Consider the following 20,132-nt stretch of genomic DNA (forward strand, 5'->3'; position numbering starts at 1 on the left):
ACAAGTCAAACCTGTTGCTATGGAAGGGCTTTTCGCCGGATCAGTAATATCCGCTGACGTCCCTGCTCGGCAAGCCAAATCACTCCATCGGCACCAAAAGCGATTCCTTGAGGCGACTGCAGACCCGAGAGCACGGTTTCCAGCGCGCCATCCTTGAAGCGCAACAGCCGACCATTTGAAACATCCTCGGCTATCCATAACGCGCCGTCTGGCGCAATCTCGATCTGGTCAGGCTCGTCCAGATCATGCAGCACCACGCTCAGCTTGCCGTTCTTGAAAGCGAGCACTCGCCCGGTCCCCGCTTCGGCGAAAATTACTTCGCCATCCTGACTCAGCACCAGCCCTTCCGGTCGATTTAACCCCCCAAGCAGGACTTCCACCGCCTGATCGCCATAACGACGCACTCGAAGCAAGCGACCGTTCATGGCATCCTCCGACACAATCAGGTCGCCGTCGGGCAGCATGTCAATTCCTTCGGGAAAGCGCAGTGTTGCCAGTACACGTAATTTATTCGTCGAAATATCGTATTCGATTACGCGTCCACCGGGGATTTCTTCCGTGATAAAAAGATAATTTCCGCGAAGCAGGAGACCGTCCGGGCGGTTTAATCCGGGAACAATGACATTAAATTCATTACCGCCTGGCAGTTTAATGACCCGGCCCGCGCCGTGTCCAAGTTCCTGCGTTGCATACAGGGATCCGTCAGGGGAATAACAAAGATTATCGATGCCGGGGAGATTTTCCGCCGCCACGCGGTATTCCCATTCTGATCCCGCGGCCACATCTCCTGTTCCGGCAACGACGCTCACGGTATTGGCGGCAATGACCGTGTACGCCAAGATTGGAACAATATGGCGCGGGAGGATCGTGCTCCCGCCATGGAATTTCAGTTTCACGAGGAAATCCCCTGAAAAAAAACCGGGGACCATGGGTCCCCTGAATATTATTTATATCGGCTGGCTCACCTGCGGATGCGTCCGCTCCTCCGGCGAAATCAGCTTGTTCAAGGCATTGATATAGGCCTTGGCCGATGCGATAACGATGTCGGTGTCCGCTCCGTGACCGTTGACAATGCGCCCGCCTCTTTCCAGCCGCACGGTCACTTCACCCTGAGAATCCGTCCCGCTCGTGATGTTGTTGACTGAATACAATATCAATTGACCGCGGTTGCCTGAAATACTGTCAATGGCCTTGAACGAGGCATCGACCGGCCCGCTGCCACCGGCGCCGGCCTTCTTTTCAGAACCATTGACTGCCAATGTTACGTTGGCAAAGGGTGTCTCGCCGGTTTGGGAACAGACCTTGAGCGATACCAGACGATAATGCTCATTGCCCTGTTCGAGATCTGCCTCGGTGACCAAGGCTTGCAAATCCTCATCGAAAATTTCATGTTTCTTGTCGGCCAGGTCCTTGAATCGTTCAAACGCCGCGTTCAGCTCCTGTTCGGTTTTGAAATCAATGTTCAACTCCTTGAGACGACTTTTGAAAGCGTTCCGCCCGGAATGCTTGCCGAGCACAATGCGGTTCGCTGCCCAGCCAACATCCTCGGCGCGCATGATTTCATATGTCTCGCGTTTTTTGATGACACCGTCCTGATGAATGCCGGATTCATGCGCAAAGGCGTTAGCCCCCACGATCGCTTTATTGGGTTGTACCGGAAAACCGGTGATATTCGAGACGAGGCGCGATGCCGGAACGATCTGGGTCGTATCGAGGTGTGTATCGCACGGAAAGATATCCTGGCGCGTACGCACCGCCATGACAATCTCCTCAAGCGAGGCGTTACCCGCACGCTCGCCGAGTCCATTGATCGTACATTCAACCTGTCGGGCGCCATTTAACACGGCGGAAAGCGAGTTGGCGACGGCCAGTCCAAGGTCGTTATGGCAGTGTACTGAAAAAATCGCCTTATCCGAGTTGGGCACTTTTTCCCGCAAGGTTTTGATCAAAGATCCGAATTGATCCGGAACGTTGTAACCGACGGTGTCCGGAATATTGACGGTTCGCGCGCCCACCTTGATCACGGCTTCTAATACCCTGCATAGAAAATCAATTTCGGAACGGCCCGCGTCTTCCGGGGAAAATTCAACATCATCGGTATGCTGGCGTGATCGTTTTACGGCCCACACCGCGCGCTCGAGCACCTGTTCTTCCGTCATGCGAAGTTTGTTTTGCATGTGAATGGGACTGGTGGCGATGAAGGTGTGAATGCGCCCGCGCCTCGCCGGCTTGATCGCCTCGGCGGCACGATCGATGTCTTCTGCGACAGCGCGAGCCAAACCGCAGATGATGCTTTCCGTTACAGCCTGCGCCACGGCCTTCACGGATTCAAAATCGCCGTGACTGGCCACCGGAAAACCGGCTTCAATGATATCCACGCGCATGCGCTCCAGGACCTTGGCGATACGCACTTTTTCGTCACGCGTCATGGATGCGCCGGGGCTCTGCTCACCGTCGCGCAATGTGGTGTCAAAAATAATCAATGGTTCTTTCATGATCTTCTCTCTGCATGCTTCGCACACATGATCTTATTGCTAAATCATGTGAACTATAAAAAAAGGGTTTTGGTTGCGTATTTTATTCCTCGCCAGGAAGGGGGATTTTTTTGCGCCTAGCGGCGCAGCAGCAGTCGGTTTGCAAGAGAAACGGTCATGCAAGCCCTTTCCGCCTGGCGGCGGGGCTGGCTGGCATTCAAGGAGCTGCAGGTACGACGCTTCATGAGCAAAGCATAAATCAAAAACAGGATAATTTAAACCAGGTGCTTGATATCAAGCTTCGTGATGTTGCTTTTTGGCATGCTCCCGGTCTTCTCTACGCCGCCGAAACAGGGTTGCGACCGGCCCGGACGTCGCATAGGCCAGAAAGGTCAAAAACAGCACCCGCGGCGGGTCCTGAAACAGCAAGACAAAGACCAGGGGTAAGGCAAGGATGGTCATAAAAGAGACCCGGCCGCGCAGGTTCACGTCCTTGAAACTGCGATAGCGGATATTGCTGACCATCAGAACACCGGCGAGCACGGTAACAACCAACGCCGCGATGCTGATTTCTTTCCCCGGTACGCCATTGACATGCAGCACCCAGACGAAACCCGCCACCAGGGCCGCTGCGGCCGGGCTGGGCAGGCCGCGAAAAAAGCGCTTGTCTGCCACCCCGACCTGGGTGTTGAATCTTGCCAATCTCAGGCCGGCACCGGCAGTGAAGATGAAGGCGGCTAGCCAGCCCAGGTTTCCCATACCCGCGAGGGCCCATTCATAGATAATCAGCGCGGGCGCCAAACCGAACGAAACCATGTCCACCAGGCTGTCGTACTGAGCGCCAAAGTCGCTTTCAGTGTGTGTCATCCGGGCGATTCTTCCATCGAGCGCATCCAGTATCATGGCGATGAAAATGGCGAGTGGCGCGTGCTCGAAATTTCCGTTCATTGCTTGGACGATGGCATAGAAACCGGCGAAAAGATTTGCCGTGGTAAACAGGCTCGGCAGGATATAAATACTCCGGCGCCGGCGCTTTTCTTCCACCGCGGGCGTGTTATCCAAATGTTCCATCAGATCTCGATTTCCTGGAACTCATGTCAATTGGGCGATCACATCGGCCGCGCCCTTCACCTTGTCACCCAGTGATACTCTGAACTGCGCGTTCAACGGAAGATAGACATCGACTCGCGAGCCGAAACGGATGAACCCGTAACGCTCGCCGAGTGTAACGCGCTCACCCGACTGCACATAACACAGTATACGCCGCGCAATCAGTCCGGCAACCTGAACAACCACCACATCCTGCCCCTGATCGGTTTTTATCCACATGGCATTGCGTTCATTGTCGCTGGAAGCCTTGTCGAGAGAGGCATTGATGAATTTCCCCTTGTTATACCAGCATTCTTGTACTTTCCCCGTCACCGGAATGCGGTTGGAGTGGACATCGAATACGTTCATGAAAACACTCAGGCGCTTGGCCCGGCGCTTCAGATAAGGGTCGTCCACCTCACCCTGTGCGATAATCGTTCCGTCTGCAGGGCAAATCACGCCGCCAGGCAAATCCGGGATCTGGCGCGGTGGATCACGGAAGAACTGGATGATAAACGCAGCGAAAATCCAGAAGGGAATTGCCCAGGCATAGCCGGCAAAAAAATGAACCAGCGCGGCGACTGCAACGGCTGACACCGTGTGCCACCAGCCCTCGCGGGCCAGTATCGGGTAACCGGAGTCGGTCATGAATGACGCGTATCGGGGGCGCTCAGTTCTTGGTCTTGTCGACGACGCGGTTGGCCTTGATCCAGGGCATCATGTCACGCAGCTTGCCGCCCACTTCCTCGATCGGATGTTTCGCCGCCTGACTGCGCATCTCGGGGAATCGCTTGCCGCCGGTCTCGTTTTCCGCCATCCATTCCTTCGCGAACTGGCCGGATTGAATTTCCTTGAGGATTTTTCTCATCTCGGCCTTGGTCTGTTCGTTAATGATGCGTGGACCGCGCGTGTAATCACCGTATTCAGCGGTATTGGAAATCGAGTAGCGCATGTTGGCGATACCGCCTTCATACATCAGATCCACGATGAGTTTCAGCTCATGCAGACATTCGAAGTATGCCATTTCCGGGGGGTAGCCCGCCTCGACCAGCGTCTCATATCCGGCCTGCACCAGATGGGTGGCGCCGCCGCACAACACGGCCTGCTCACCGAAAAGATCAGTCTCGGTTTCATCCTTGAATGTCGTTTCGATCACACCGGCCCGGCCGCCGCCGATGGCGGCGGCATAAGACAGTGCCGTCGCCTTGGCCTTGCCGGAGGCATTCTGCTTGACCGCGATCAGGCAGGGCACGCCGCCGCCCTGGCTGAACATCGTGCGCACCAGATGCCCCGGACCTTTCGGGGCGATCATGATGACATCCAGATCGGCGCGCGGCTGGATGAAGCCAAAGTGAATGGAAAAACCATGCGCCACCGCCAAGGTCGCGCCTTGCTTGAGATTCGGCTCGACCTGCTCGTTATAAATCTTCTTATGCTGTTCATCCGGCGCCAGGATCATGACGATATCCACGCCCTTCACCGCTTCAGGAACGCTTTTCACCGTCAAGCCCGCGTTCTTGGCCTTGGCCACCGAGTTAGATCCCTCGCGCAACGCCACCACAACCTGTACCCCGCTGTCCTTCAAGTTCAGCGCATGCGCGTGTCCCTGGGATCCGTAACCCACGATCGCGACTTTCTTGCCGCGGATAATCGAAAGATCTGCGTCTTTATCGTAATATATTTTCATACATCCTCTTCTGTCGTTGTCTGAAATTATACCCGCAGGCCGCTTTCGCCGCGGGCTATGCCGGAAACCCCGGAGCGCACCACTTCGATGACTCCGGCGGCGCGAACTGCCTCGATAAAGGCATCGAGCCGTTCGCTGGAATCGGTGACCTCTATCGTAAATGTCGTGTCGGTCTTGTCGATAATACGCCCCTGATAATCCGTCGCCAGCCGCTTGACCTCATCCCGCATCGCGCCCGTGGCATGCAGCTTGATGATCAGCATCTCGCGTTCAATATGCGGTCCTTCCGTCAGGTCCACGAGTTTAACGACATCCACAAGCTTGTTGAGCTGCTTGATAATCTGTTCGATGATCTCTTCCGAGCCGCTGGTAACCAGGGTCAGGCGCGAGAGCGTGACGTCGTCCGTCGGCGCCACGTTGAGCGATTCGATATTATAACCGCGTGCGGAAAAAAGACCCGCGACGCGCGACAACGCGCCTGCTTCGTTTTCCAGCAACATCGAAATAATATGACGCATCAGGCCAGCTCGCGGTCCGGGGTCACCACCGCTTTGTGGGGGCTGAGGTGCATTTCGTTCTGGCCCTTGCCCGCGGCAATCATGGGATAGACGTTTTCCGTCTGGTCGGTGATGAAATCCAGGAACACCAGCCGGTCCTTCATTCGGATCGCCTCTTTGAGGGCACCTTCCACATCGGCAGGCTTTTCAATCTTGATTCCGACATGGCCGTAGGCCTCTGCCAGCTTGATGAAATCCGGCAAGGCATCCATGTACGAATGCGAATAACGGCGGTCGTAAAAAAATTCCTGCCACTGGCGCACCATCCCCATATAACGGTTGTTCAGATTGACAATGATGATGGGCAAATCATATTGCTTGCAGGTTGACAATTCCTGGATACACATCTGGATCGAGGCTTCACCGGTCACGCAAGCCACCGTGGCCTCGGGAAAGGCAAGCTTCACGCCCATGGCCGCCGGCAGCCCGAAACCCATGGTACCCAAGCCACCGGAATTGATCCATCGGCGGGGTTTGTCAAATTTGTAATACTGCGCGGCCCACATTTGATGTTGACCCACGTCCGATGTGATGTAGGCATCGCCATCGGTAAGCTCATAGAGCTTTTCAAGCACATACTGTGGCTTGATCAATTTGCTGTCGCGATCGTAGTCCAGGCAGTTCAACGAACGCCATTTATCGATTTGCTTCCACCAGGCGACCAGCGCTGTCTTGTCGGGCCTGATTTTCGATTCCGTTATGAGCTTGATCATATCCCGCATCACAGCCCCCGAGCTGCCCACGATCGGGACTTCCACGGGGACGTTTTTCGAAATTGACGATGGGTCGATATCCACGTGAATAATGCGCGCGTGGGGACAGAACTTATTGAGGTCGCCGGTCACGCGGTCGTCAAACCTCGCGCCAATGGCGATAAGGACGTCGCATTCATGCATCGCCATATTGGCTTCATAGGTTCCATGCATGCCGAGCATGCCCACAAACAGCGGGTCGCTGGCCGGATAGGCGCCCAGGCCCATGAGGGTATTGGTGCAAGGATAGCCGAGCAGACGCACGAGATCGGTCAACGTATCCGAAGCCTCTCCGAGAATCACCCCGCCCCCCGTGTAGATCATCGGGCGCTTGGCCGACAGGATAATGTCAACGGCCTTCTTGATCTGACCGGGTTCACCCTTGATCTCGGGATTATAGGATCGCATGATGACGCTCTTCGGATATTCGTATTCATGCTTGTGCGCAGTGACATCTTTTGGAATATCCACCAGCACCGGCCCGGGGCGGCCGGTGGTGGCGACATAGAAAGCCTTCTTTATGGTCGCCGCCAGGTCCTTCACATCCTTCACCAGAAAATTGTGCTTGACGCACGGACGCGTGATGCCTATGGCGTCCACTTCCTGGAAGGCGTCATCGCCGATCAGGCTGGTCGGCACCTGGCCGCTGAAAATCACGAGTGGAATGGAATCCATATATGCCGTGGCGATACCGGTCACGGTATTGGTCACACCCGGACCGGAAGTCACCAGCACCACTCCGGGACGCCCGGTCGCGCGCGCATAACCGTCCGCGGCATGCGCGGCGCCTTGTTCGTGTCGCACCAGGATGTGTTTGACCTTTTCCTGCTTGTACAAGGCGTCGTAGATGTGCAGCGCCGCGCCGCCAGGATAGCCGAAAACGTATTCAACGCTTTCGTCAGCCAGGCAGCGGACAAAAATATCTGCGCCAGTTAATTCCACATATACCTCAAGGAAATAAAAACCCGCGAGAGCCCCAAACCGGGCGCGCGGGCTTTGCGTTTGCCGGTTCAAACATAAGAACTTACTTATAAGTATCCAGAGGGTCAATAGCGGCCGGCGGAATTGCCATACTGCGGTAAAGAAGCACGCTTCAAAAGGCCAAAACACGGACTCACTGCCGACGCCAAGTAGTCCGACCGGCCGTGTCCTCCAAAATTATTCCTTGTGCCTTGAGTTCATCTCGAATGCGGTCCGATTCGGCCCAATTCCGGTTCTGTCGGGCTTGTGCACGCCGCTCAATCAATGCTTCAATCTGCCTGCTCGACATGCCATCGGTAGGCCCGCCATGCAGGAATTTCTGGGGTTCGTGCTGCAATAAACCGATAACATTCCCCAATTGTTTCAAGATGGCTCCCAACGCGGATGCCTCCGCTGAACCGTCTTCCCGCAATTTGTTGATGTCACGTGCCAGCTCAAACAGCACAGCCAGTGCTCCGGGTGTATTGAAATCATCATCCATGGCTGAATGAAATTTTTCAACGTAGTCGTTTGAATGTTTTGCGACGTCATTCGTCGGCGGCAAGTCATTAAGCGCCAGATACAGGCGGGTCAGCGCCGCTTTGGCGCCCTCCAGGTTTTCATCCGAATAATCAAGCGGGCTGCGGTAGTGACTTCCAAAAATAAAGCAACGCACCACTTCCGGGTCGAATTTCTTCAGCACTTCACGTACAGTGAAAAAATTTCCGCGCGATTTTGACATCTTCTCTTCGTTGAGGCGCACAAAACCGACGTGCATCCACGTGTTCACGAACTTGTCTCCCGTGGCTGCCTCGCTTTGGGCGATTTCGTTTTCATGGTGCGGGAATTTCAAATCCATCCCGCCGCCGTGAATATCAAAATGATTTCCGAGGCTGGCCGTGGACATGGCTGAACATTCGATATGCCAGCCGGGCCGGCCCGGGCCCCAGGGGGAATCCCAAAGCGGTTCACCGGGTTTGGCCGCTTTCCACACCACAAAATCCAGGGGGTCTTCCTTCTCATCCACGATTTCAACGCGGGCCCCGATCTTGAGTTCATCCAGCGTCTTGCCTGAAAGCGAACCGTAAGGCGCAAACCGGCGAACGCGGAAATAAACATCATTATTTTTCGCGACATAAGCATATCCGCGATCAACCAGTTTCGCGATCATCTCCTGAATCCGCTGCATGTGCGTGGTGGCCCGCGGTTCACTGTCCGGCGGGAGCAGGCCGAGCGCCAAGGCATCCTGGTTCAGTGCCTCGATAAACCGCTCGGTGAGGGCCTGGATATCTTCGTTTTTTTCCTGAGCGCGCTGGATAATCTTGTCGTCGATGTCGGTGATATTTCGAACGTAGGTGACCTGATAGCCGCGCGACCGCAGATAGCGGGTAACGGTATCAAACACCAGCATTACGCGCGCATGTCCCAGATGACAGAAGTCGTAAACCGTCATGCCGCACACGTAGAGGTGGATCTGGCCGGGAATGATGGGTGTTAAAGGCTCTTTTTTCCTGGTGAGGCTGTTATAGATTTGTATCATTGTTCTCTACGTGGCAAATCTGGAAAACCGCTCACGCGCACGATCGGCGCTGATCAGTGGTAATAATCTCGCCATCTCCGGTCCATCGAGCTCTCCGGTGAGCGCAGCCCGCAACGGCTGGAACAAGGGCTTCCCGCTCAACGCAAGATTACGTTTCAAAGTATCGCTTACCGCTTTAAAATCCGATCCGTGTTTGTCCACGGCACGGCGCGCCTCGTCGAAAAAGTTTTTTCCCGCCGCCGTGATTGCCTCCTGTGCGGTACGACTGACGGTTAGCTTATCGGTAAACACGATCTGCGCCCAGCGCAGGGCATCGATGGGAAACGATATATTACCGCGCACGGCTTCGATAAATTCACTGAGCCTGTCTGCAGGCACTATTTCCTTTACCGCTTCACCCATCCATGCACTGATGGTGGAAGACGGCAAATGCATTATCGCTTCACGCTGCCAGTAATGCATCTGTGTTTCGTCGAAACGCGCCGGCGCCCGGTGCAGACGTGATATGTCAAAATTGTCGGCCAGAATCTGCAAATCCATAAACGCGTTGGCGTCATAGGTATGTCCCAGTCGCGCCAGATAATTGTGAATGGCGGATGGCAGATATCCCATGATTCGAAGCTCTTCAACCGATTTTGAACCTGTGCGCTTGGAGAGCGGCGCGCCGTCGGCGCCGACCACCATGGCAATATGCGCATATTCGGGCACGGGCAATCCGAGCGTCTGCAACAACATGATCTGTCGCGGTGTATTCGTCAGGTGATCTTCGCCACGCACCACGAGCGTGACTCCCATTAAAGCGTCATCGATGGCATTACAGAAGAAAAATGCCGGCGTTCCGTCCGAACGCCGTATGACAAAATCGCCGATGTCATCCGAATAGAATACCTGTGGCCCGCGCACCTTGTCTTCAAACTCAACCCGCTTGCCCTCGGTAACGCGGAACCGCAGCGTCGCCGGATCACCATTGACCATTCGCGCCTCAACCTCGGCCTGAGAAAGCCCACGGCATTTTCCCGAGTACCGAGGCGGAAGACCGGCGGCCAAGGCAGTCTTGCGCGCGATAGCGAGTTCCCGCTCACTGCAAAAACACGGATAGGCGGATTTGTCTTTCTGGAGCGCCGAAAAGTACTCCTTATAAAAGGAATCACGCAGCGACTGGAAGTAAGGACCCTGTTTGCCACCGACTTCCGGCCCCTCATGCCACTCGAGACCCAACCAGTGCAGATCCTGCATCAGCGCCCGGGCATATTTTTCATGATCGCGCATGGCATCGGTATCCTCCAGCCGCAGGAGAAATGTTCCACCGGAATGCCGCGCCAGCAAATAATTGAACAGTGCGGTGCGTATATTGCCAAGATGGAGCAAACCCGTGGGACTGGGAGCAAAACGGGTTTTAAACGATCGCGATTCCATTGTGGACAGGAGTGGCAGCAGGAAGTATCGAAAACGATTCTAGAGCGCCATGGTAACGGAAACCGGCATTCGCGCGAAGCCCCGGGTTGTGCCCGAGGGGATATTACAGTGTAAACTCTATACAGGAGAATCGCCGACGGCGGCATCTATCAAACATACGGCACCCAAGGCAACAACCGATGATTCACATCAAAACCAACTACGGCACCATCGTTGTGGAACTCAGCTCGGACAAGGCGCCGAAGACCGTGGACAACTTTCTTACCTACTTGAAGGACGGTTTCTACGATAACACCCTGTTTCACCGTGTTATCGACAAGTTCGTCATTCAGGGCGGCGGTTTCGGACCGGGAATGACGCAGAAAATGACCCGCCAGCCGATTGAGAATGAAGCCAACAACGGAATGCGCAACGCCCGGGGCACCCTTGCCATGGCACGATCCACGGACCCACATTCCGCGACGAGCCAGTTTTTCATCAATCTCGTCGACAACGACTTCCTCAATTACACCGCGCCGGCGCCTTCCGGCTGGGGTTATTGTGTATTCGGGCGAGTCATTGATGGCATGCACATCGTGGATCAGATCAAGGGTGTGGCCACCGGCTCGAAGCTCGGCCACAAGGATGTGCCGCTTACCGATGTGCTGATCGAAAAGATTGAAATCATCAGCGAGGAATAGGAGGACCATAGACAGAGATGCCGGTTACTACCCTGTTCATTTCTGATCTGCATCTTTGCGGGGCGCGCCCGGCGATCACGGAACTGTTCCTCGATTTTCTGCGGCACCGCGCGCGTTCCGCCGACTCGCTGTATATCCTTGGCGACCTGTTTGAGTACTGGATCGGCGACGAAGCCGTCGAGCATAAGGAATTCCGGCCCATCGTTCGCGGACTGCGTGGATTATCGGATTCGGGAACGCCGGTTTTTGTGATGCATGGAAATCGCGACTTCCTGATCGGGCGGGGATTTGAAACGGCGACTGGCGCGCGACTGCTTCCCGATCCCGTACGGATTGATCTCCACGGAACCCCCACGCTGCTCATGCACGGCGACACCCTGTGCATCGATGACCTTGAATACATGAATTTTCGCTCCCAGGTTCGCAGTCAATCCTGGCAGCGGGAATTTCTGGGCAAGTCCGTCAAGGAACGCCACCAGATCGTGCATAACTACCGGGAAATAAGCAGAAATTCCACAGCCGCCAAAAAACCGGAAATCATGGATGTAAATCATGGGGCCGTCGATGACATCATGCGTGAATCCCGGGTTTATCGCCTGATTCACGGGCATACACATCGCCCGAAGGAACATGTTTTCAATCTGGACGGACAGCCCGCGCGCCGCATGGTGCTCGGTGACTGGTACGAACAGGGTAGCGTGCTGAGCGTGCATGCCCGCGGCTGGGTTCTGGAAAATTTCGACAGGATTGAAAGCGGGCAGGCACAACATCTCCGGTAGCTTTCCGGGGGCGATGCCGCTAAATCCGACGGCACGCGCGGGCGATTAGCTATTCCAAAACCGATGGAATTAGCGTTCTTACCGTTGACTATTTTTTCTTAAGTCCTCAATCATTATCCGCTTGTAATCATGCGGCAGCCGGAGTACCGAGGCTGTGGCGCGGTACTCCGTGTTGAAATCCACGAGTTCACTTTTTTTGCCGGCCATATCCACCCGCCTTACCGGGTATCCGTGCTCCAGATGGCGTGTCGGGTAAAAAACATTGTTCGCCATATCGCACCATGACTGCAGCTCCACGGGAATGGCCGTTACCGTCAACGCATGCTCGCCGGCAAGCGTTGATCGAAATTGGCGCAGCGCGGAGACCACGTCGGGCAGCAGACCCTCCGCGGCATACAGGTCATAACAGCGCTTGCCATTGGTCAGCAGTTCGTAATGAACTACCTTGTATCCCGCGACCGGGGGAAATGAATCGCGGTCTGCCTCCACGCGATGTGTGAATTTCACCGGCGGCTTGATTTCAACCGGGCGCGGGGGAATCACCAGGACTTGCCTGTCCGCACCGCTGACGCTGTAAACGGTGTTGTCGGTCCGGTCAAAGAGCAGGAAATCCTGGCTGTTTTCTCCCCCGTCCATGCGCATAAATCCGGCGGTAACGATCAGGCGTGTACGGTACGGCTCGCCGCCCGATTCCTGCTCAACAAGATACACCAGAGTAGCTGGCGTGCTCAGGTCGGTACAGGAGGCCAGTATTGACAGGTGAAAAATAATGACCAACAGCAACAAACGTCTGACCATGGTTCGTCAGCTTCCGGGAGTTATTCTCAACCCCAGCATGATGTCCATCACATTGGTGCCGGTTGGGCCGGTCTGGATCAGATCGCCGCTCGCCTCGAGGAATGTGCCCGCATCGGCCCGCTCAAGCGACTGCCTGGCATTCAGGCCGGCTGCTTCGCCGCGCGCCACGGTTCCTCCGTCTACGAGCGCTCCGGCATCCTCCGTTGCTCCATCGGTGCCATCGGTTCCCGCGGCGAGAAACCAAACATGGTCGCGGCCCTGCAGCGTGAGCGATGCCGCCAGCGCCAGACTCTGGTTGCGGCCTCCACGTCCCGGCGATTCGGGAAGCCGGACGGTGGTCTCGCCACCCCAAACGCGGAGCATGCCAGGCTCGGCAGTTAATGCCATCTTACCGAGGGTTGTACCGGTCTCGACGACATCGCCCGATATGAATTCGGTTTCAAACGTGGCGCGGTAATCCAGCGCCACGGCGGCGTCCACCGCCGCGCGCTTGGCATCGTCAAGTTTTGCGATGATTATCTGGTTAACTTTCCGAAAGCAGGCATCCGTCGGCGCAGGAGCAGGCGGCATGTGCCTCAAGGCTTGCGTAATAAAATCAGGCAGGCCCGTTATACTTAATGGCTGTTGCAGGTCAGGATCGGACGTCAGCGGTCCGGAACCAATGGCGCGCAACTCATCGCCCGGCACGTCGGAGATGGCGAGGCACAAAACATTTCGTGGGAAAAGAAGTTTGGCCAATCTTCCGCCCTTGAGACGAGACAATCGGCGCCGGATACGGTTGTAATCATTGATATCGAGACCCGAAGCGAGTATCCAGCGATTGATATTCTGAAATTGTTCGAGGCTTATCGCGGGCGGGAGCGCTTCCACCAAAGCCGATGCACCGCCAGATATCAACACCAGCACCCGATTATCTTTTGGAATTTTTTCGACAAAGGCGAGCAGGCGTTGGCCTGCTTCCAAACTGGTCTCATCGACCAGCGGGTGACCGGCTTCCCATACCGGCCAGGGAAGGGATTCGGCATAGCCTTTTTTGGTAATGACCAGTGCGTCGGCGGTGCGCCCGTCCAACGCATCCTGCGCACCCTGGGCCATCGCGCAGGCGGCCTTGCCGATTGCCACCAGATAAATCTTTCCGGGGAGCGGCTTATCTTTCAGAAAATCACGCACACGAATTCGTCCATTGACCGCGGCGATCGCAGCCTGGAAGATGCATATAAGATTTTCCCGATGACGGTTCGGCATTAATCCGGAAGATTATCCGGTTAAACGCGGAAGGACAAACGCATGCAGCCGTCGCCGATGAGGCCGGTAATCGCGGTTACCGTTTCGATCGCCGTCGCATCGGACGCTCTTGGCGCGCGGGGCGAATGGCCGTCACGAACAGCCGGTTGCGTCACGAATTTCGCCATTTGGCGTCTAAACTGCGTAGGCGGGCATCAGACCGACTGCGTTCACTCCCGCGGATTGCCGCGTTAAAACCGCATCCGCTGTTTTACCTCATCGCCGGCCCGGTGGAAACCTGGGAACGGGGAATATCGGGTAAGTTCAAAAAATAGAATCCTGCCCGTCGGTATCCGCTTTCAATACCTTAACTAGCCGAGTGTCGGCATCGACAGGCTGGTGGAACTTTCTTCTTCCACGGCCGGCCAGCGACTCGTGACGACTTTGCTGCGGGTGTAAAAATTAACCCCTTCCATGCCGTGCACGTGCAAGTCACCGAACAATGAGGCCTTCCAGCCGCCGAAGGAGAAAAACGCCATGGGCACGGGTATCGGGACATTAATGCCCACCATGCCCACTTCAATGTCGTGCTCGAAGCGGCGCGCGTGCGCGCCCGAGCGGGTGAATATGGCGGTGCCGTTGCCATAGGGATTGTTGTTGATGATCCGTATCGCTTCATCGATATTGTTGGCCCGCAACACGATTAACACGGGTCCAAAAATTTCTTCTTTATAGATCTCCATGGTCGTGCTGACTTTGTCGAACAGGGATGGCCCGAGATAAAAACCGGTTTCCTTACCGGGAATCTTGAGCCCGCGACCATCTCGCACGAGCTTCGCCCCTTCGGAGACACCACTGTCAATCAGCTTTTGCACGCGTTCGCGATGCGGGGCGGTGATCAGCGGGCCCATGTCAGTATCTTTTTCCTCGCCCGGCCCGACTTTGATTCGGTCAGCTCTGTCACGCAGCTTCTCAACCAGCGGATCTCCGGCCGCACCCACGGCCACCACCGTGGAGATCGCCATGCAGCGCTCGCCGGCCGAGCCGTAGGCCGCCCCGATCAAGGCATCGGCGGTAAAATCGAGATCGGCATCGGGCATGACCACGGCGTGATTCTTCGCGCCCCCCAGGGCCTGCACCCGCTTGCCATGGCGCGCCGCGGTTTCATAAATATATTTCGCCACCGGCGTCGAACCGACGAACGACACGGCGCGGACTTCCGGATGAGTCAGCAATCCATCCACGGCCTCTTTGTCCCCGGGGACGACATTGAACACGCCGTCCGGCAAGCCCGCCTCGCGGAATAATTCGGCCATGCGCAAGCTCGCCGAAGGCACTTTTTCCGAAGGTTTGAGAACAAAAGTGTTCCCGCAGGCGATGGCGACGGGAAACATCCACAGCGGCACCATGACCGGAAAATTGAACGGCGTGATGCCGGCGCACACCCCCAGCGGTTGCAACAGCGAATGACAATCCACGCCACGGCCTACATCCTCCGCCTTTTCGCCCTTGAGCAAATGCGGTACACCGCTCGCAAACTCGATGACCTCGATGCCGCGCTGTAGCGAGCCGGCGGCATCGCTGTGCGTTTTGCCGTGTTCTTCACTTGTAAGATGAATGAGTTCGCCGCTGTGTGCCTCCATCAGCTCGCGAAAGCGGGTCAGAACACGCGCGCGCCGCAGCGGCGTGGTATCGCGCCACCCGGGAAACGCCGCGCTGGCCGCGGCAACCGCGAGATCGACATCCTGCTTGTTGGCCAGGGACGTGCGACGTATCGCTTTGCCGGTCGCCGGATTGAATATTTCAGCCGTGCGCGAGCCCGTGCTCGCCTGGGCTTTGCCATTGATCCACAAGGACAAGACTGGTTGTGACATGACACTACCTCGCTAGAAGAGAATTCACTGGCCGGAAACCTGTCCGTCCACCACGATAATCAATACCCGATAAGGTCCGTGTGCCCCAAGCGTCACCGTCTGCTCGATGTCAGCCGTGCGTGAGGGGCCGGAAACGAAATTCACGGCGCGCGGCAGCACCCTGTGTTCCGCGCGCAGCCGATCCCACGCGTCTTCCATGGTGGCCACGATTTGCGGTTTTTCCACCACGGCCACGTGCGTTTCCGGCAGCAAACTAACCGTTGCCGGCGTGGTGGGACCGGATAACAGCATCAGTGTACCGGTTTCGGCGATACCAAGGAACGTCCCGGTGATTCCGACCAAGTCGTCTCCGCGCGCCGCACGCGGTTCCACCTCGATGCCAGCCGCGCGCCAGTCGAGCGCTGCCATCGAGGGCCAACAAACCGCTTTCAACGGAAGCCGGCGCTCATTCAAATATCTCGCGACCAAACCCGACACATCCGAAGTTGTCGCCACGGAGACGACATCGCTCGCCAAGCGGGCTGCCTGTTCGCAAAAACGTTTCACCAGGTCTTTTTCAAGCGGCGGGATGGGGCCGCGCGCGTGTCGGCGAATTTCGTTGTCAACATCCACCTCGACTCGGGGATTCCGCGCCTGGGCAATCCGGGCCAATATATTCTCGCGCGCACTCATGACGATTTCCCCGATTTGTACAGATCGCGGAAAGTACGGCCCGCGGGCGCAGGCAAATCGCGCCCCTTCGTCCAGCCGGAAACGCCTATTAAATAACGTAACCGCTTTTTATCACCGGCCAGCAGTTGCAACAATCGCGCGATAATGCGCGCGCCCACGGCGTAGACCGCCGGACGTCGCGCCATCCATGACCAGACACCGAGCGCCGCGCGCTCCGTCCAGGGGCGTAACCGCTGTTCCATCTGCCGGGTGCGCAAATGCCGCATCAAATCCGGGAGCGGGATTTTCACCGGGCAGACCACTGCGCACTCGCCGCAAAACGTGGAAGCATGGGGCAGATCGAGCGCGTTGGCCAAGCCCACGAAAGCCGGCGTCAGGACCGAGCCCATGGGACCCGGATAGACCCAACCGTAGGCGTGTCCGCCCACGTTCTGATACACCGGGCAGTGATTCATGCACGCACCGCAACGGATGCAGCGCAGCATCGGCTGCAACTCGGTGCCGAGCAATCGGCTGCGGCCGTTGTCGAGCAAGATAATGTGAAAGCGTTCGGCGCCGTCCGTTTCTTTCTGCCCTTTGGTCCCGGTCAAGACCGAAACGTAATTGGTGATGGACTGGCCGGTGGCGGCGCGTGGTAACAGGCGCAAGAGTGTTGTCACGTCTTCAAGGGTCGGCACCACCTTTTCTATGCCGGTAATGGCGACATGCACCCGGGGGAGCGTGGTGGTGAGCCTCCCGTTGCCTTCGTTGGTTACAATCAGGACCGATCCGGTTTCGGCGATGATGAAATTTCCGCCCGAGATTCCCAGCTCCGCCGCCAGAAACCCGGGACGCAGGATTTCACGCGCTTCGCGGCAGAGTTCGCCGATCTGCGTGGTGCGCGTTCGATGGTGCTTTTTCTCGAACAGATCGGAAATGTCCTCCTTGCTCTTGTGCACCACCGGGGCCACGATATGCGAAGGCGGTTCCTTCGCCAGCTGCAGGATGTATTCCCCGAGATCGGTCTCGAGCACCTCGACACCCTCGCTGGCCAGATGATCGTTGAGCGCGCATTCTTCGGAGACCATGGATTTGGATTTTACCGCCTTGCGCAATCCGTATTGGCGCGCGATGTCGGCCACAATACGGTTAGCGTCGTCCGGAGTCTCCGCCCAATGCACGACGGCGCCGCGCGCGGTGGCTTCCTGTTCAAACCGGAGCAAATAACGGTCAAGATTTTCGGTCACCTTGCGGCGGATTTCCGCCGCCGCGTTGCGTATTTCCCCGAAATTCGGCAGTTCCGCGTTGGCCGCCGCGCGGCTGTCCACGAACTTCGACTGAAGCCTTTCCAGCGCGCGCTGCAATTTTTCATTGTGCAGATTTTCCGCCGCCTTGCGCTTGAAATGCATCGCGGTTACTTGCATCAGCCCTCCCGTTCATCCCCGGCGAGGACTTCCGCAACGTGCAGCACACGCGTGTGCACATCGCCGCGGCGGCGCAGGCGGCCTTCGATGTTCAGCAGGCAGCCCAAGTCACCGGCCACGACGGCATCGGCGCCGGTCTGCGCGATGTGCTGGCATTTCTTGTCCGCCATGGCTGCGGAAATTTCGCCGAACTTGACCGAAAACGTGCCGCCGAAACCGCAGCAGGTTGTGGCCTCGCGCATCTCGGTGATGCTTACCCCCGGCATTTTCGAAAGCAACGCGCGCGGCTGCGCTTGCACCCCCAATTCGCGCAAGCCGGAGCAGGAATCGTGATAAGTCAGGGATCCAGAAAAGCGGCCGGGAATGTGCTTCAGCTTGGCCACGTTCGCGAGAAAATCGGCGAGCTCATAAGTGCGCGATGAAAGCCGATTGACGGCATCAATCATCGTAGGATCATCTTTAAACAGCGCCGGGTAATGGACGCGGATCATGCCGGCGCAGGAGCCGGAAGGAACGACTACGTATTCACAGCCGTCGAATTCCCCGATAAGTTTCCTGGCCAGTGCTTTGGCGGATGTCTGCTCGCCCGAGTTGTATCCCGGCTGGCCGCAGCAGGTCTGGGTGGCCGGAACGACAACTTCGCATCCCGCCGATTCCAGCAGGCGGATGGCCGCAAATCCGATTCTCGGCCGCATGAGATCGACAAGACAGGTTACGAACAGGCCAACACGCATGACATTCCTCAGTTAATTTTCCGGCCTCATACGCAAGGCGCATCTTACTTTTGTGTCAGCCCGCGCGCGAGATCTTTCTTGAGGTCTTCAACGTCCTCCAGTCCGGCCGAAATCCGGACCAGGCCATCGCTGATGCCGGCTTCGGCGCGCTGTTCGGGTTCCAGCCGGCCGTGCGTGGTCGTGGCCGGATGGGTGATGGTGGATTTGGCGTCGCCCAGATTCGCCGTGATGGAAATAACACGCACGCTGTCGATCACGCGCCAGGCCGCTTCCTGCCCGCCCTTCACTTCAAACGACACGATACCACCAAAACCGGACTGTTGTTGCTTCGCGAGCTCGTGCTGCGGGTGGGAAGCGAGCCCGGGATAATAAACGCGCTTGACGCGCGGTTGCTGCTCGAGCCATTGCGCCAGTTCCCATGCATTCGCGCTGTGCGCCTTGACCCTGAGACTTAAAGTTTCCAGACCCTTGAGGAACACCCACGCATTGAATGGGCTCAGGCTCGGACCGCAGGTGCGCATGAAACCGTAGACCTTCTCTCCCACCAGCTCCTGACTGCCGATAACGGCGCCGCCGATACATCGTCCCTGGCCATCGATGTATTTGGTCGCCGAGTGGATCACGATATCGGCACCTAACCTAAACGGCAGCTGCTGTGCCGGTGTGCAAAATACATTATCCACCACCAGCAGGCAGCCTTTGGCATGCGCGATTTTCGCCAGTCGGGCGATATCGGCGATTTCCATCAGCGGATTGGTGGGCGTTTCGAGAAACAGCAGCTTGGTATTCGGCTTGATCGCCTTTTCCCAGGCGGCGTAATCCGTCAGCGGCACATAAGTGGTTCCGATGCCGAACTTGGCGAGATAATTATTGAACAACAGGATCGTCGCGCCAAAGAGACTGCGCGAGGTGACGATATGATCGCCCGACTTCAACAGCGCCAGGCAGGTCGACAGGATCGCGACCATGCCGGAGGCGGTGGCGACACAGGTCGCGCCGCCCTCCAGCGCCGCCAGCCGCTCCTCGAACGCGCGCACCGTGGGATTGGTGAAACGCGAATAGATATTCCCCGGCATCGTCCCGGCAAACCGCGCCGCCGCCTCCGCGGCGTTCTTGAAGACGTAACTCGAGGTGACAAAAAGCGGCTCGGAGTTTTCGCCCTCGCTGGTGCGATGCTGCCCCGCCCTTACCGCCCGGGTATCAAAACCCCATTTTTCAAAATCATCAGTCATGGCCTGCTGCTCCTGTTCTTAAAACTTTTATCTATCGCCGTCATTCCGGCGAAAGCCGGAATCCAGATTAATATGCTGGATGCCGGTTTTCACCGGCATGACGACATTTTGCCTTCGATAGAGCTTTTGCAGGTGTCACTGCACGGGCTTGCGGGAGTCCAGAAACGAAAAAAGCCGCGAATGCGGCTAGAGCGGGATACTCTCGCTTTAGCGGCATTTGTATCGCGCCCGCAAGCTGAAGCTCAAATCGGCGCCAATCGA

20 protein-coding genes are annotated in these 20,132 nt (G+C 56.9%); 3 read left to right on the top strand and 17 right to left on the bottom strand.

What is annotated here, in order from left to right; genetic code table 11:
- Positions 1–17 precede the first annotated feature (17 nt).
- From WD823_RS08235 to gltX, 9 genes are all read right to left on the bottom strand, one after another.
- Positions 18–896, bottom strand: coding sequence for a hypothetical protein (locus WD823_RS08235; RefSeq protein ID WP_368429010.1), 879 nt, complete (start codon positions 894–896; stop codon positions 18–20).
- A gap of 51 nt (positions 897–947) precedes the next feature.
- The gene (locus tag WD823_RS08240; RefSeq protein WP_368429011.1) at positions 948–2,495 is read right to left on the bottom strand and encodes a 2-isopropylmalate synthase; all 1,548 of its coding nucleotides are present in this window, start codon (positions 2,493–2,495) and stop codon (positions 948–950) included.
- 273 nt (positions 2,496–2,768) lie between these two features.
- Entirely contained in the window at positions 2,769–3,545 is a 777-nt protein-coding gene (pssA, locus tag WD823_RS08245) for a CDP-diacylglycerol--serine O-phosphatidyltransferase (RefSeq protein WP_368429012.1), read from the bottom strand.
- 21 nt (positions 3,546–3,566) lie between these two features.
- Positions 3,567–4,211, bottom strand: a complete 645-nt coding sequence (locus WD823_RS08250) for a phosphatidylserine decarboxylase (RefSeq protein ID WP_368429013.1) — start codon at positions 4,209–4,211, stop codon at positions 3,567–3,569.
- A gap of 22 nt (positions 4,212–4,233) precedes the next feature.
- Positions 4,234–5,250 carry a ketol-acid reductoisomerase gene (ilvC, locus tag WD823_RS08255; protein WP_368429014.1) on the bottom strand — a complete coding sequence of 339 codons (1,017 nt, stop codon included), beginning with the start codon at positions 5,248–5,250 and terminating at the stop codon, positions 4,234–4,236.
- A gap of 26 nt (positions 5,251–5,276) precedes the next feature.
- On the bottom strand, positions 5,277–5,768 hold the full coding sequence (ilvN, locus tag WD823_RS08260; protein WP_368429015.1) for an acetolactate synthase small subunit: 492 nt from the start codon (positions 5,766–5,768) through the stop codon (positions 5,277–5,279).
- Entirely contained in the window at positions 5,768–7,501 is a 1,734-nt protein-coding gene (locus WD823_RS08265; RefSeq protein ID WP_368429016.1) for an acetolactate synthase 3 large subunit, read from the bottom strand. Before WD823_RS08265 ends, ilvN begins: the two co-directional genes overlap by 1 nt.
- A 172-nt stretch (positions 7,502–7,673) precedes the next feature.
- Entirely contained in the window at positions 7,674–9,059 is a 1,386-nt protein-coding gene (gene cysS, locus WD823_RS08270; protein WP_368429017.1) for a cysteine--tRNA ligase, read from the bottom strand.
- Between the two features lie 6 nt (positions 9,060–9,065).
- Entirely contained in the window at positions 9,066–10,475 is a 1,410-nt protein-coding gene (gene gltX, locus WD823_RS08275; protein WP_368429018.1) for a glutamate--tRNA ligase, read from the bottom strand.
- Positions 10,476–10,654: 179 nt separating this feature from the next.
- Between gltX and WD823_RS08280 the strand changes: the two genes are divergently transcribed.
- Positions 10,655–11,155 carry a peptidylprolyl isomerase gene (locus WD823_RS08280; protein ID WP_368429019.1) on the top strand — a complete coding sequence of 167 codons (501 nt, stop codon included), beginning with the start codon at positions 10,655–10,657 and terminating at the stop codon, positions 11,153–11,155.
- Between the two features lie 17 nt (positions 11,156–11,172).
- Entirely contained in the window at positions 11,173–11,934 is a 762-nt protein-coding gene (locus WD823_RS08285) for a UDP-2,3-diacylglucosamine diphosphatase (protein ID WP_368429020.1), read from the top strand.
- A 78-nt stretch (positions 11,935–12,012) separates the two neighbouring features.
- Here WD823_RS08285 and WD823_RS08290 read toward each other — a convergent pair whose 3' ends face one another.
- The 8 genes from WD823_RS08290 to WD823_RS08325 form a co-directional block, all read right to left on the bottom strand.
- The gene (locus WD823_RS08290; protein ID WP_368429021.1) at positions 12,013–12,732 is read right to left on the bottom strand and encodes a hypothetical protein; all 720 of its coding nucleotides are present in this window, start codon (positions 12,730–12,732) and stop codon (positions 12,013–12,015) included.
- 6 nt (positions 12,733–12,738) lie between these two features.
- Positions 12,739–13,977: a glycerate kinase gene (locus WD823_RS08295; RefSeq protein WP_368429022.1), complete on the bottom strand. Its 1,239-nt coding sequence runs from the start codon at positions 13,975–13,977 to the stop codon at positions 12,739–12,741.
- 20 nt (positions 13,978–13,997) lie between these two features.
- Positions 13,998–14,144 (bottom strand): hypothetical protein, encoded by a 147-nt coding sequence (locus WD823_RS08300; RefSeq protein WP_368429023.1) that lies wholly within the window; start codon positions 14,142–14,144, stop codon positions 13,998–14,000.
- A gap of 183 nt (positions 14,145–14,327) precedes the next feature.
- A complete protein-coding gene (locus tag WD823_RS08305) occupies positions 14,328–15,830 on the bottom strand; it encodes a CoA-acylating methylmalonate-semialdehyde dehydrogenase (RefSeq protein WP_368429024.1) in 1,503 nt (500 codons plus the stop codon).
- 24 nt (positions 15,831–15,854) lie between these two features.
- Complete coding sequence (locus tag WD823_RS08310; RefSeq protein WP_368429025.1) at positions 15,855–16,502, bottom strand: lactate utilization protein C; 648 nt, start codon at positions 16,500–16,502, stop codon at positions 15,855–15,857.
- A complete protein-coding gene (locus WD823_RS08315) occupies positions 16,499–17,905 on the bottom strand; it encodes a LutB/LldF family L-lactate oxidation iron-sulfur protein (protein WP_368429026.1) in 1,407 nt (468 codons plus the stop codon). The genes WD823_RS08310 and WD823_RS08315 overlap by 4 nt, the downstream gene beginning before the upstream one ends.
- Entirely contained in the window at positions 17,905–18,639 is a 735-nt protein-coding gene (locus WD823_RS08320) for a (Fe-S)-binding protein (protein WP_368429027.1), read from the bottom strand. Before WD823_RS08320 ends, WD823_RS08315 begins: the two co-directional genes overlap by 1 nt.
- Before the next feature lie 44 nt (positions 18,640–18,683).
- Positions 18,684–19,871, bottom strand: coding sequence for an O-succinylhomoserine sulfhydrylase (locus WD823_RS08325; protein WP_368429028.1), 1,188 nt, complete (start codon positions 19,869–19,871; stop codon positions 18,684–18,686).
- A gap of 72 nt (positions 19,872–19,943) precedes the next feature.
- Between WD823_RS08325 and WD823_RS08330 the strand changes: the two genes are divergently transcribed.
- Positions 19,944–20,132, top strand: a 189-nt coding sequence (locus WD823_RS08330; RefSeq protein WP_368429029.1) for a hypothetical protein, incomplete at its 3' end; no start/stop codon positions are given.

It is taken from the genome of Sulfuricaulis sp., from assembly GCF_040901545.1.
Lineage (GTDB): Bacteria > Pseudomonadota > Gammaproteobacteria > Acidiferrobacterales > Sulfurifustaceae > Sulfuricaulis.